General features: G+C 72.5%; 11 protein-coding genes. 4 read left to right on the top strand and 7 right to left on the bottom strand.

Annotation, left to right across the window (positions count from 1 at the left end):
- Positions 1 to 109 precede the first annotated feature (109 nt).
- Positions 110 to 571, top strand: coding sequence for a MaoC family dehydratase (locus ADL29_RS24100; RefSeq protein WP_046928821.1), 462 nt, complete (start codon positions 110 to 112; stop codon positions 569 to 571).
- On the opposite strand, the gene ADL29_RS24095 is transcribed toward ADL29_RS24100, so the two are convergent.
- Positions 552 to 1193 (bottom strand): TetR/AcrR family transcriptional regulator, encoded by a 642-nt coding sequence (locus tag ADL29_RS24095; RefSeq protein WP_046928820.1) that lies wholly within the window; start codon positions 1191 to 1193, stop codon positions 552 to 554. The two genes, ADL29_RS24100 and ADL29_RS24095, sit on opposite strands and share 20 nt — an antisense overlap.
- A gap of 99 nt (positions 1194 to 1292) precedes the next feature.
- The gene (locus ADL29_RS24090) at positions 1293 to 2444 is read right to left on the bottom strand and encodes an acyl-CoA dehydrogenase family protein (RefSeq protein WP_053925688.1); all 1152 of its coding nucleotides are present in this window, start codon (positions 2442 to 2444) and stop codon (positions 1293 to 1295) included.
- A 95-nt stretch (positions 2445 to 2539) separates the two neighbouring features.
- Between ADL29_RS24090 and ADL29_RS24085 the strand changes: the two genes are divergently transcribed.
- Both ADL29_RS24085 and ADL29_RS24080 read left to right on the top strand, forming a co-directional pair.
- Positions 2540 to 3187 (top strand): TetR/AcrR family transcriptional regulator, encoded by a 648-nt coding sequence (locus tag ADL29_RS24085; protein ID WP_053925781.1) that lies wholly within the window; start codon positions 2540 to 2542, stop codon positions 3185 to 3187.
- Between the two features lie 142 nt (positions 3188 to 3329).
- Positions 3330 to 4343, top strand: coding sequence for an urea transporter (locus tag ADL29_RS24080; protein WP_078971245.1), 1014 nt, complete (start codon positions 3330 to 3332; stop codon positions 4341 to 4343).
- Between the two features lie 199 nt (positions 4344 to 4542).
- Here ADL29_RS24080 and ADL29_RS24075 read toward each other — a convergent pair whose 3' ends face one another.
- The 4 genes from ADL29_RS24075 to ADL29_RS24060 form a co-directional block, all read right to left on the bottom strand.
- A complete protein-coding gene (locus ADL29_RS24075) occupies positions 4543 to 5109 on the bottom strand; it encodes a hypothetical protein (RefSeq protein ID WP_245689607.1) in 567 nt (188 codons plus the stop codon).
- 157 nt (positions 5110 to 5266) lie between these two features.
- On the bottom strand, positions 5267 to 6352 hold the full coding sequence (locus ADL29_RS24070; RefSeq protein ID WP_053925686.1) for a Zn-dependent alcohol dehydrogenase: 1086 nt from the start codon (positions 6350 to 6352) through the stop codon (positions 5267 to 5269).
- A 49-nt stretch (positions 6353 to 6401) separates the two neighbouring features.
- Positions 6402 to 7820, bottom strand: coding sequence for an aldehyde dehydrogenase family protein (locus ADL29_RS24065; RefSeq protein ID WP_053925685.1), 1419 nt, complete (start codon positions 7818 to 7820; stop codon positions 6402 to 6404).
- 141 nt (positions 7821 to 7961) lie between these two features.
- Positions 7962 to 8546, bottom strand: a complete 585-nt coding sequence (locus ADL29_RS24060) for a hypothetical protein (protein WP_053925684.1) — start codon at positions 8544 to 8546, stop codon at positions 7962 to 7964.
- Between the two features lie 283 nt (positions 8547 to 8829).
- On the opposite strand from ADL29_RS24060, the gene ADL29_RS24055 reads away from it, so the two are divergent.
- Complete coding sequence (locus tag ADL29_RS24055) at positions 8830 to 10317, top strand: AfsR/SARP family transcriptional regulator (protein ID WP_053925683.1); 1488 nt, start codon at positions 8830 to 8832, stop codon at positions 10315 to 10317.
- Here the strand turns inward: ADL29_RS24055 and ADL29_RS24050 are convergent.
- A complete protein-coding gene (locus ADL29_RS24050; protein ID WP_053925682.1) occupies positions 10314 to 11738 on the bottom strand; it encodes a CitMHS family transporter in 1425 nt (474 codons plus the stop codon). The two genes, ADL29_RS24055 and ADL29_RS24050, sit on opposite strands and share 4 nt — an antisense overlap.
- Positions 11739 to 11924: the final 186 nt, after the last annotated feature.

Raw genomic sequence — 11924 nt, 5'->3', positions numbered from 1 at the left:
CCGTTGACACGGGTGCTCGCACTCCGCATGCTGAGCAAGCGCTTAGTAAGCGCGGCGCCGAGCAGGTATGCGCCGAGCAGGACACCGAATCCCGAGGAGGCGGACAAGGATGGCAGAGCCCCGAGTGTTTGCATCGGCCGACGAGCTGCGGGGAGCGGTCGGCGAGGAGCTGGGCCCCAGCGACTGGCTGGAGATCGACCAGAAGCGGATCGATCTGTTCGCGGACGCCACCGGCGATCACCAGTGGATCCATGTGGACCAGGAGAAGGCCGCGGCCGGCCCCTTCGGTACGACCATCGCGCACGGCTATCTGACGCTCTCGCTGCTGCCCACCCTCGTACCGCAGCTGATGCGGGTCGACAACGTGAAGATGGGCATCAACTACGGCACCAACAAGGTGCGTTTCCCCGCCACCGTCCCGGTCGGCTCGCGCCTGCGCGCCACGGCGAAGATCGCGGAGGTGGCCGAGGTGAAGGGCGGGGTGCAGCTCACCACGGTCGTCACGGTCGAGCGCGAGGGCGGCGACAAGCCGGTGTGCGTCGCGGAGTCGGTCAGCCGTTTTTATCTGTGACGCGGGCACCCACCATGCGCAGGACGAGGTCGGCGTAGAGCGCGCCGACCTCGTCGGGGGTGCGCGGGCCGTCCGCCGTGAACCAGCGGGCGACGTCCACGCACAGCGACAGCACGGCGAGCGTCGTGCCCGGGACGTCATCGACCAGGAATTCGCCGCCGTCCGCACCGTCCTGGATGATCCCGCGCAGCAAACGGTCGGTCCGGCGGCGCAGACCGGTGATCTCGGCGTAGTGCTCCGTGCTGAGCGCCTGGAGTTCGTACTGGATGACCCGGGCGGTGGTGTGGTGCTCGGCGTGCCAGCGGGCGAAGGTGCGCACCGCATCGGCGAGCCGCTCGGTGGCGGTGCCCCCGGCCTCGGCGGCGGCGCCCATGATCCGCAGCGCCTTCTCGTGGCCGATGCCGCTGATGCGGTAGAGGAGCTCTTCCTTGGTCTTGTAGTGGATGTAGAGCGCGGCGGGGCTCATCCCGGCCCGGCCGGCGATGTCCCGGGTGGTGGTGGCGTGGTAGCCGCGCTCGGCGAACGCCTGGACCGCGGCGCCGACCAGCCGTCGCGCGGCGTCCGGGGTGACCCCGGCCCACTCCTCGTTCTCGGCCTTCGCGCGTTCCGCCGCCGCACCCATCGCGTACCCCGCTCCTCGATCCGCCAGGGACGTTCCCCTGACGGATCGAACACCATACCGCGTTGCTGAGCAAGCGCTTAGCGACGCGGCCGGGCCGCGTCAGAAAGCGGAGACCCCGGTCAGCGCCCGCCCGATCACCAGCTTCTGTATCTGGCTGGTGCCCTCGTAGAGGGTCATCACCCGGGCGTCCCGCAGCAGCTTGCCGACCGGGTACTCGTCGATATAGCCGTAACCGCCGAAGACCTGAAGGGCGTTGTTGGCGGCGCGCACCGCGGCCTCGGACGCGAACAGCTTGGCCTTCGACGCCTCGGTGACAAAGGGTTCGCCCCGGTCGATGAGATCGGCCACCCGCCAGGTCAGCAGCCGTGCCGCATCCACATCCACCGCGATATCGCTGATCAGCTCCTGCACCAGCTGATGCCCCGCGATCGGCCTGCCGAACTGCTCGCGCTGCCCCGCGTAGCCGAGCGCGGCGTCCAGGGCGGCCCGGGCGATGCCGACGCACCCCGCGGCGACCGACATCCGCCCCTTGGCCAGCGCGGACATCGCGACCGAGAAGCCCTTGCCCTCCGGCCCGAGCAGGGCCGCGGCCGGGACCCGTACGCCGTCCAGGATCAGCTCGGCGGTGGCCTGGCCGCGCAGCCCCAGCTTTCCGTGGATCTCCCGGCGGTCGAGGCCGGGTGTGTCCGCCGGTACGAGGAAGGCGCTGATGCCGTGGTGACCGGGGGCGTCGTTGGTGCGGGCGAAGAGCAGGACGACATCGGCCCAGGTGCCGTTGGTGATGAACATCTTGGCGCCGTCGATGACGTAATCGTCGCCTTCGCGGACCGCCCGGGTGGCGAGGTGGGCCGCGTCGGAACCGGTGCCCGGCTCCGTCAGGGCGAAGCAGCCGACCGCCTCGCCGGACGTCAGCCGCGGCAGCCAGGTCCGCTTCTGCTCCTCGTCGCCCCAGGCGGCGAGGGTCTTGGCCACCAGCCCGAGGGAGACCGAGACGATGCCGCGCACCGCGGAGTCGCCGCGGCCCAGCTCCTCGGTGACCAGGACGTACGAGAGATGGTCGCCGCCGGAACCGCCGTACTCCTCGGGAACGGTGAGCCCGAGAAAGCCCACCTCGCCGAGCTTCTTCACGATGCCGCGGTCGACCTGCTCCGCACGGTCCCAGGCGGCGGCGTTCGGTGCGACCTCGCGGTCGACGAAGTCCTGGGCGAGCCGGCGTACCGCGGTCTGCTCCGCGCTGAGCTCCAGATTCATCAAGGCCCCCTGTCGACGACAGCAGTCGATCACCACTGGATCACCACTTAATTACCACTGCTAGTTTTAGCCGGACGGCCTTTACTATGTGCGTCATGGCCCGACCCCGCAAGCCCCTCCTGAGCCGCGAACGCATCGTCACCACGGCGCTGGCGCTCATCGACGCGGAAGGACTCCCGGCGCTCTCCACCCGGCGCCTCGCGGCGGAGCTGGGCGTGAGCGGGCCGTCCCTCTACAACCACTTCACGACCAAGGACGAGATCCTCGACGCGGTCGCCGACACCGTCATCGCCGAGGTCGATGTGTCGGCGTTCCGGGCGGGTGGGGACTGGCGGTCCGGGCTGCTGGGCTGGGCCCGCTCCTACCGCGCCGCGCTCGCCGCGCATCCGCACATCGTGCCGTTCCTCGCCCAGGGCCCCGGCCGCCGTCCGGCCGGGCTGAAGATGGCCGATGCGGCGTTCGGCGGCATGGTCGAGGCGGGCTGGCCCCCGGCCCAGGCCACCCGGATCTGCGCGATGGTCCGCTACTTCGTGGCGGGCTCCGCCCTGGGCTCGTTCGCCCGCGGCTTCGTGGACGACCCGGGCGCGTACGACCCGGCCGACTATCCGCACCTGGGCCAGGCCCATCTCCTGGCCGAGCACCAGCGCCAGGTGGACGAGGGCGCCTTCGAAACCGGCCTGCAGGCCCTGGTGGACGGCCTGGCGCTGCACCACCCGGAACGCGTACCGCCCCACCACGACTGACGACGCCGTACGGAGCGACGAACGGCACCCGACACCTCCGTACGGAACGACGATGTCCGGATAACCCTGCGCACCCGGAAAATAAAGGTAAAGTCCCTCGGCCTCCGGCGGTCAGGGACATCCGGTACCTGCAGGAGGCGGCGTGCACGCGTCGGGCACGGCGGCCGTCAACGGCCCTTTCCGGACGGGTTGCAGACGGCTCGTCGGCTTCGGCATCGAGGTGCTGCGCGGTCAGGCGCAGGTGGACTTCCTGCCGAGCGCACTGACCGGTGTGGTCTTCTCGGTCGCCCTCTTCGCGGCGGGCTGGGAGTTCGGCCTCTACGGACTGACCGGCACGGCCGTCGGCACCGCCACCGCCCGCCTCCTGGGCGCCGACCGGGACCGGATCACCGCCGGCCTCGAGGGGTTCAACTCCTGCCTGGTGGCCGTCGGCTGTGCCGTCTTCCTCGGCCCCCACCATCCGTCCACCGCCGTACTCGCCCTCACCGGCAGCGCGGTGGTCACGATCCTCACCGGCGCCGCCGCGCGCATACTGGCCACCTGGGACCTGCCCACCTTCACCCTCCCCTTCTGCCTCACGGCCAGCGCGATGACCATCGCCGCGCCCGCCGAAGGGGGTACCTCCCACGCCCTTTGGCAGTGGGGGAGGGTCTGGCACCAGGACGCGGGCCCGGCCACGCTCTCCCGCCCGGCCGCCGGCCCCACCGCCCTGACCGTCACCGACCTGTGGCACGCCTTCTTCGCCAACATCGGCCAGATCTTCTTCATGCCGCAGTGGTACGTCGGCCTGATCTTCCTGCTCGGCATCTTCCTCGCCTGCCGCCGGGCGGGCGTCCTGGCGTGTGTCGGCAGCGCCGTCGGCATCCTCACCGCCTGGGCCCTCGGCGCACCCGCCGAGCAGGTGGCCGAGGGCACGATGGGCTACAACGCCGTACTGGCCGCGATGGCGCTGTGCGGGGTGTTCCTCGTCGCGGACGCCTGGAGCCTGGCCTACGCCGTCATCGGCGCGGCGGCCGCGACCGCCCTGAGCCCGGCCCTGGCCGCCCTCTTCGCCCCGTCCGGCGGCCACACCTTCACCTGGCCGTTCGTCCTGGTCTCGCTGGCCTTCCTGGCGGCGGCACCGGCGTTTCCCAGGCTGCGGCGGGTCACGGGGTGAGGGGGCCTGGGACCTGTCCGGCGGATCAGGGCCGGAAAGGCCGCAACGTCCGGTGCTCCCCCACGCCTTGAGGGCGCGGGAGCTACCCCCCCTGGCTTCGCCCCGCCTGAGCCCTGAGGACGTTTCGGCAACGCCACGAAGTGCCGTGGCAGGTGTCGCGGGCCCGGCCATGATCCGCTGGACGGGCCCCAGGGGCGGCTCAGTGGCCGAAGGGCGGCTCGAAGCAGCCGTGTTCCAGGTACGGGCCGTTGGTCGCGACCTGGTAGTTGGTCTTCTGCACGAACGCCGTCACACAGGCGTCGTCATGGACACGAAGCCCGACCAGGGCGCCCTCGGGCGTGACGTAGTGGTCGGTCTCGAACCGCGAGTCCATCTCCCGCACGGTGAGCGTCCCGCCGAGCCGTTCGCCCTTCGGCCCGGTCCGCTCCTCCTTGTACCCGAGCTCGAGCAGCGCCGCGCGCACGCTCTTGGGGTCCCACTTCTTCTGTCCCCAGAGCCGCTTGAGCACGGGCTCGATGCGATCGGCTTCCTTCTTCGCGTCCTTCGCACTGGCGGGGGACATATCGCGGGGACGGCGAAAGGCGTTGTTCTCCCGGTAGTGCGGAGCACCGTCGCCGGCGCCCGGCTCCACGTAGGGGGAGGCGCCCGGGGAACCGGGGCTGTGGCTGGGGCTGTGGCTGGGGCTCGGGGGCGCGCCAGGGGCACCGGCCGCCACATCCGTAGCGCGCTGCGTACCGCAGGCGGTCAGGGATATGGCGGCGCTCACGAGGAGAGCGGCCGCGGCAACGCGTCTGCGCCGGCCAAGGGGCAAGGTCAACATGGCGATGACTCTGCCATGACAGGCGCGCCGAATGTCGGATTCCGGCACATCCGTACCCGGCCGACTGCGGTGCCCGGTGCCACTCACCGTCCTGGAACACCCCCTAGAACACCACCAGCGACCGCCCGCCCTTCCCCGCCACCATGGCCTCGAACGCGGCCGGGATGCCGTCGAGGCCGATGCGTTCCGTTACCAGGGCCGAGAGGTCGAGGGCGCCGGAGCGGACGTGTGCGGCGATGACCGGGAGGTCGGCGGCCGGGTTGCTGTTGCCGTAGACGCAGCCGGACAGGGTGCGGCCGAAGTAGAAGAGTTCCAGGGCGGAGAAGGTGACCTGCTGGTCCTGGCCGCCGATGCCGACGACCGTGGTGCGGCCGCCGCGGCGGGTGGCGGACCAGGCCGTACGGATGGTGTCGGCGCGGCCCACGCACTCGATGGCGACGTCGGCGCCCATGCCGCCGGTGAGTTTGCGGATCCGCTTCGCGGTGTCCTCCCCCGACACCACGAACTCGGTGGCCCCGGCCGCCCGCGCCAGTTCCTCCTTCTCCGGGGAGACGTCCACGGCCACGACCGGGCCCGCCCCCGCGATCCGCGCCGCCTGGAGGGTGGCCAGGCCCACCCCGCCGACCCCGAAGACCGCGACCGACTCGCCCGCCCGCACCTGCGCGCTGTGGTGGACGGCGCCCCAGCCGGTGAGCACCGCGCAGCCCAGCAGCGCGGCGTCGGCCAGCGGTACGCCGTCCGGCAGCGGCAGCGCGGCATGGGCGGGCACCACCGTCTCCTCGGCGAAGACGGCCGTGCCCAGGCCCGGGTAGAGCTCGCTGCCGTCGGCGGCGAGGGTGGCGTACGGGGTGTTCGCGGTGAGACCGGCGTTGGCGCAGAGCCATGGTTCGGACAGCCCGCAGAAGTGGCAACTGCCGCAGGACGGCGCCCAGTTGAGGACGACCTTGTCGCCGGGGGCCACCGTCGTCACCTCCGGCCCGACGGCGGTGACGGTACCCGCGCCCTCGTGGCCGAGGACGGCCGGGGCGGGCTGGCGCAGGGTGCCGTTGGACAGCGACAGGTCGGAGTGGCAGACGCCCGCGGCGGCGAGCCGGATCCGGACCTGCCCGGGGCCGGGCTCGGGCAGATCGATCTCGGCGACCCGGAGCGGGGCGTTGACGGCGGACAGGACGGCGGCGCGGACGGCCACGGGAGCTCCTCGGGGAGTAGGGAGGGGGCGGCTCAGAACTGCAGCGACGTCAGAACTGCAGCGACTTGGTCTGCAGATACTCGGTCAGACCGTGCGGGCCCAGTTCGCGGCCGACGCCGGACTGCTTGTACCCGCCGAACGGGGCCAGCAGGTTGAAACGGCCGCCGTTGATGTCGACCTGGCCGGTGTCCAGGCGGCGGGCGAAGGCCACCGCGGTCTCCTCGTCGGCGGCCCAGACCGCACCGGCGAGCCCGTAGACCGTGCCGTTGGCGATCCGTACGGCCTCCTCCTCGTCCTCGTACCGCAGGATCGAGATGACCGGGCCGAAGATCTCCTCCTGGGCGATGGTCATGTCCTCGGTCACGTCCGCGAAGACGGTCGGGCGGACGTAGTAGCCCGACTCGAGGCCGTCCGGGGCCTCCTCGCCGCCGGTCACCAGGCGGGCGCCCTCCTTCACGCCCTGCGCGATGAAGCCGCGGACGCGGTCGCGCTGCTTGGCGTTCACGAGGGGGCCGAGGCGGCTGCCCTCCGCCGTCGGGTCGCCGGGCACGCACTGGGCGACCGCCTCGGCGGTGAGCGCGACCGCCTCGTCGTACTGGTCGGCGTGGACGAGCATCCGGGTCAGCGCGTTGCAGGACTGGCCGGAGTTGCGGATGACATCGCCGACATTGGTGTGCACGGCCTTGGCCAGATCGGCGCCGGGCAAGATGACGTTGGCGGACTTGCCGCCGAGTTCGAGGGCGACGCGCTTGACGGCGCCGCCCGCGATCGCGCCGATCTTCCTGCCGACGGCGGTGGAGCCGGTGAAGGAGACCAGGTCCACGCCCTCGTGCTCGGCCAGCGCCTGGCCGGCGACCGTACCGAGCCCGGTGACGAGGTTGAAGACACCGGCCGGGATGCCCGCCGCGTCGACGCACTCGGCGAACAGCTGGGCGGTCAGCGGGGTGTCCTCGGCGGGCTTGAGCACGACGGTGCAGCCCGCGGCGAGCGCCGGGGCGACCTTGTTGGTGATCTGGTGGAGCGGGTAGTTCCAGGGCGTGATCGCGCCGACCACGCCGACCGGCTCGTGCAGGACGGTGGAGTTGCCGAGCTTCTCCTCGAAGGCGTACGAGGCGGCCAGTTCGGCGTAGATCCCGGTCACCGCGACGGGCACGGCAGCCTGCACCCGGGTGCTGAAGGCCAGCGTCGAGCCCAGTTCGGCGGTGATGGTCGCGGCGATCTCCCCGGCGCGCTCGGCGAGCCGGTCGCGCAGTGCGGCCAGCCGGGCGGCGCGCTCGGCCGGGGCGGTCGCCCGCCAGGCCGGCAGCGCGGCACGGGCGGCGCGTACGGCGGCGTCGATGTCCTCGGCGCTGCCGGCCGGTACGGTCGCGATCACCTGCTCGTCGGCGGGGTTGCGCACCTCGATGGTGCCGTCCCCGGCCGCGGGCCGCCACGCTCCGTCGATGTACATCCCGTCGTGTGCCGTCATCTAGCCGTCCTCCCGAGCGGTCCAGGCGCGCGGCGGTCTGCCGCGCCCCTCAAACTAGCGGCGCTAGTTTGAGGGGCGCCACCCCTCTCCGGGAGTGGAGCGCGTCACCCGGCCATCATGACGAACGGGGCGTACGAGCGGTCACCCGGCCGGGAGGTGTGCCCGGAACTTCTTCGTCAGATCGGCGCCGCGGATCACCCCGCCCTGGTGGTACTTCAGCCCCCAGGCGTCGATCACCGACCCGTCGCCGAACATGCAGGCCGAGACCGGCTTCGACGGGTCCGTCTCGTTCCGGACGCCCCAGCCGCCGCCGTCCGTGGGCCGGTTGCCGAACATCGCGGTGCCGTTGATGCCCTGGCAGTAGGCGATGGACGGGTTGCCGGGGCCGCTCGGGCCGTCGGGCTTACGGACGTAGGCGAGCGCGGCCAGGGTCGGCTTGCCGGCGGCCAGGGTGTCCGCCGCGATCATGATCCGGCTGCCGTCCTCGGCGGTGAACAGGCACATCTCCCGCTCACCTCCCAGCGGCGTGATCTTGTTTCCGCTGCCGGTGTAGTACGGGACGCGGGTCTGGGCCTCGCCGCCCTGCTGTGCACACCAGGACGCGGCGGCCGACCTGCCGTGCGCGGCGGGAGCGGCGGAACGGGAGCCGTCGGCCGCATGAGCCGTCACGGCCGTACCGGAGACGAGAACGAGGGCGGAGAGCACAAGAGCACGGGAACGCTGCACGCTTCCTCCTGGAAGGGGTCCACCGCACGGCGGCGGAGTCGCTCACCGGGGCGATGTCGCTGGTCGGGGCGGTGTCGCTGGTCTGGCGGTGCGTACGGGCACATCCTCGACACCGCCCCGCCCCACCGTCAACGCACATCGGGCCTCCTCCCGGCGGCCCCCGGTACATTGACGCGATCACTGCGGCCGACCGCCCGTGACCGGCCACGCCGAAGGACCGGATCCCGCCAGTGACATGCCAGTAACAGCCCCCGCTACCCGATCGGTTGGAGCGTCCACGGCCATGACTCCCCCGCTGCTGCGCATCCGTCTCCTCGGCGGATTCCGGCTGGCGCGTGACGGTGGCGCGCCGCTCGCGGAGCGCTGGTCCCGGCCCAGCGCCCGGACGGTGGTGAAGCTGCTCGCCCTCGCGCCGGACCGTCAGCTGCACCGCGAGCAGATCATGGCCGTGTGCTGGCCGCACGCCGAACTCCCGGCCGCGCTGCGCAGTCTGCGGGTCGCGCTGCACGCGGCCCGGCATGCGCTGGAGCCCGAACTGCGGCCGCGCGCTGCCTCCTCGTATCTGACCGCCGACGGGGTACTGCTGCGGCTGGCTCGGGACGCGGTGTGGATCGACACCGAGCACGCCGCGGCGCTCGCCCGGCAGGCACTGGCCGGCGGCCGGGGCCCGGAGCTGACGGCCGCACTGGCGGCGCTGTCCGGTGAGCTGCTCCCCGAGGACCGGTACGCGAGCTGGGCCGAACCGTCGCGCGAGCGCCTGGCGCGGCTGCGCGACGAGGTGCGCGGCGCCCTGGCCCGCGCGGAGCCCGCCGCGGGGGATGCGGGGCCCCGGCCCGAGGCGGACGCGGCGCGGGTGCGGCTGGACTGGGCGCGGGACCTGGACCGTGCGGGACGGTACGAGGAGGCCGTCGGCGTACTGCGGGAGGCGCTCGCCGCGTACCGGCGCCAGGGGCTGTGCGACGCCGCCGCGCTGGCCGCCGCCCGGCTGGCGGAGGTGCTCTCCCGCAGCCGCGGCGCCGGCGCGGAGGAGGCGCTCGCCGTGCTCGGCGCCCATCCGCCGGGGCCCGGCGCGCCCGACGAGGTGCGGGCGGCGCATCATATGGCGTGGTCCGCGGTGTTCTCGTACACCGGCCGGTACGAGGAGGGGCTGGCCGCCGCGCGGGCCGCCCAGCGGGCGGCCGGAACGGCCCACGGTCGCGGCGGCCGCATCCTGCTGGCCCGTTCCCTCGCCCAGCAGACCGTCTGTCTGGGCCTGTCCGGCCGGACCGGAGAGGCGGCGGGGCCCGCCGAACGGGCGCTGGCCCCGGCCGAGGAGTCCGGGGATCCGGCCGTGATGGCCACCGTCCTGTCGGTACTGCGCGAGACCGCGCGCCGGGCGGGCCGGTACCGGCAGGCACTGGAGTACGGGCGCCGCGCCCTGGCCCTGGCCGAACAGGCCGGGCGCCCCACGGCCACCGCCTTCGAACGCGCCAATCTCGCCGAGCTGCATCTGCTGCTCGGCGAGTCGGCGGAGGCCGAGCGCCTGGCCGGGGCGGCCGTCGAACTGGCCGCCCCCTTCGGCGGTACCGCCCTCGCCTTCGCGCTGACCGCCCTGGCCCGGGTCCGTACCGTCCCCGCCCCGGACGACGCGGCCCGGCTCCTGGACCGGGCCGAGCGCTGCGCGGAGTCCGGCGGGCATCTGCAGGCGATGGACGAAGTCCGGGCGGCACGGGCGGCGTTGGCCGCGGGGCGGCCGATGGGCGGACCGGCGGGGGCGGCCCGCGGCGTCTAGATGATGCCGAACAGCAGCCCGGCGCCCAGCACCACCAGCGAGGTCAGCGCGGCCCATTTGACGGTGAACCTGGTGTGGTCGCCGAACTCGACCTTGGCCATGCCGACGAGGACGTAGACGGCGGGGACCAGCGGGCTGGACATGTGCAGCGCCTGGCCGACGAGGGAGGCACGGGCGATCTCGATCGGGGCGACCCCGTGGGCGGCGCCGGCCTCGGCGAGGATCGGGACGATGCCGAAGTAGAAGCCGTCGTTGGACATGAAGTAGGTCAGCGGGATGCTCAGCACGCCGGTGACGAGGCCCATGTGCGGGCCGAGGGCGTCGGGAATCCCGGCGACCAGCCAGCGGGCCATGTGCTCGACCATGCCGGTGCCGGTGAGCACACCGGTGAAGACGGCCGCGGCGAAGACCATGCCGGAGACGTTCAGCACGTTCTCGGCGTGCGCGGCGACGCGGGCCTTCTGGTCCTTCATGTGCGGGAAGTTGACCGTCAGGGCGAGGGCCGCGCCGAGAAGGAAGAGGACCGGGATCGGCAGGGTCTGCATGATCAGCAGGGTGAGCAGCGCGACGGTGAGCGCGGCGTTGAACCAGTAGAGCCCGGGCCGGAGAGTGGGCCGCTGCGGGTCCAGGCCCTGGAGGTCCACCTCCGCCGCGGCATCGGCAGCCGCCGGGCCGGTGCCCCCGCCGCCCGCCGCGGCCGTACGCCCGGTGGCGACCGCACCGCCGCCGCCCGCGCCGACCAGCACCTGCTCGGCCTCCTTCTCCTCGACGGTCTCGTCCACCACCCGGACGTCCCCGAGCGTCAGCACGCCCAGCCGCTTGCGCTCGCGGCGCCCGAGGACGTACGCGAGGGCGAAGACGGCGACCAGTCCGACGGCGAGCGCCGGGATCATCGGGACGAAGATGTCTCCCGCGTCGAGCTTGAGCGCGGTGGCGGCGCGGGCGGTCGGGCCGCCCCAGGGGAGGGTGTTCATCACGCCGTTGGCGGTGGCGGCGACGCCGGTCATGACGACCAGGCTCATCTTCAGCCGCTTGTAGAGCGGGTAGAGCGCCGAGACCGTGATCATGAAGGTGGTGGAGCCGTCACCGTCCAGCGAGACGATCGCGGCGAGCAGCGCCGTACCGACCACGACCCGCACCGGGTCGGCCTTGCAGAACCTGAGGATGCCGCGGACGACCGGGTCGAAGAGCCCGACATCGATCATCACCCCGAAGTAGATGATGGCGAACATCAGCATCGCGGCCGTAGGGGCCAGGTCGCCGATGCCCTTGAGGACGTAATCGCCCAGGTGGGCGCCCTGTCCGACCAGGACGCAGAACAGCGCGGGAATGAGCACGAGCGCTGCCATCGGTGACATCTTCTTCATCATGATCAGCACCAGGAAGGTGGCGATCATGACAAATCCGAGGATTGTCAGCATTAGGGGTACCTCACGTTCGCCCTTGAACATCAGCCGGGGGGTGGCGGCTGGGGTGACGTTAGGTGCCGCAAAGTTTCGTTAACAAGGCCTTGACACGCGAGCAATACGAGCAAAACGGGGCGCTGCGCTTGGGGTTTCTCCCCACGTTGTCGGCCGTCCCGCCGCGGTTTCTTCTCGCCGTTGCGC

The sequence above is a fragment of the Streptomyces chattanoogensis genome, assembly GCF_001294335.1.
GTDB lineage: Bacteria > Actinomycetota > Actinomycetes > Streptomycetales > Streptomycetaceae > Streptomyces > Streptomyces chattanoogensis.
Note: the sequence above shows the minus strand (reverse complement) of the source record. Positions and strands in the feature narration are given on the sequence as shown.

Bases quoted from the DNA above. Each gene is read 5' to 3' on its own strand.
- ADL29_RS24090 (WP_053925688.1), bottom strand. From the start codon at position 2,444: ATGAATCTGGAGCTCAGCGCGGAGCAGACCGCGGTACGCCGGCTCGCC.
- ADL29_RS24100 (WP_046928821.1), top strand. From the start codon at position 110: ATGGCAGAGCCCCGAGTGTTTGCATCGGCCGACGAGCTGCGGGGAGCG.
- ADL29_RS24055 (WP_053925683.1), top strand. From the start codon at position 8,830: ATGACTCCCCCGCTGCTGCGCATCCGTCTCCTCGGCGGATTCCGGCTG.
- ADL29_RS24065 (WP_053925685.1), bottom strand. From the start codon at position 7,820: ATGACGGCACACGACGGGATGTACATCGACGGAGCGTGGCGGCCCGCG.
- ADL29_RS24085 (WP_053925781.1), top strand. From the start codon at position 2,540: ATGGCCCGACCCCGCAAGCCCCTCCTGAGCCGCGAACGCATCGTCACC.
- ADL29_RS24050 (WP_053925682.1), bottom strand. From the start codon at position 11,738: ATGCTGACAATCCTCGGATTTGTCATGATCGCCACCTTCCTGGTGCTG.
- ADL29_RS24095 (WP_046928820.1), bottom strand. From the start codon at position 1,193: ATGGGTGCGGCGGCGGAACGCGCGAAGGCCGAGAACGAGGAGTGGGCC.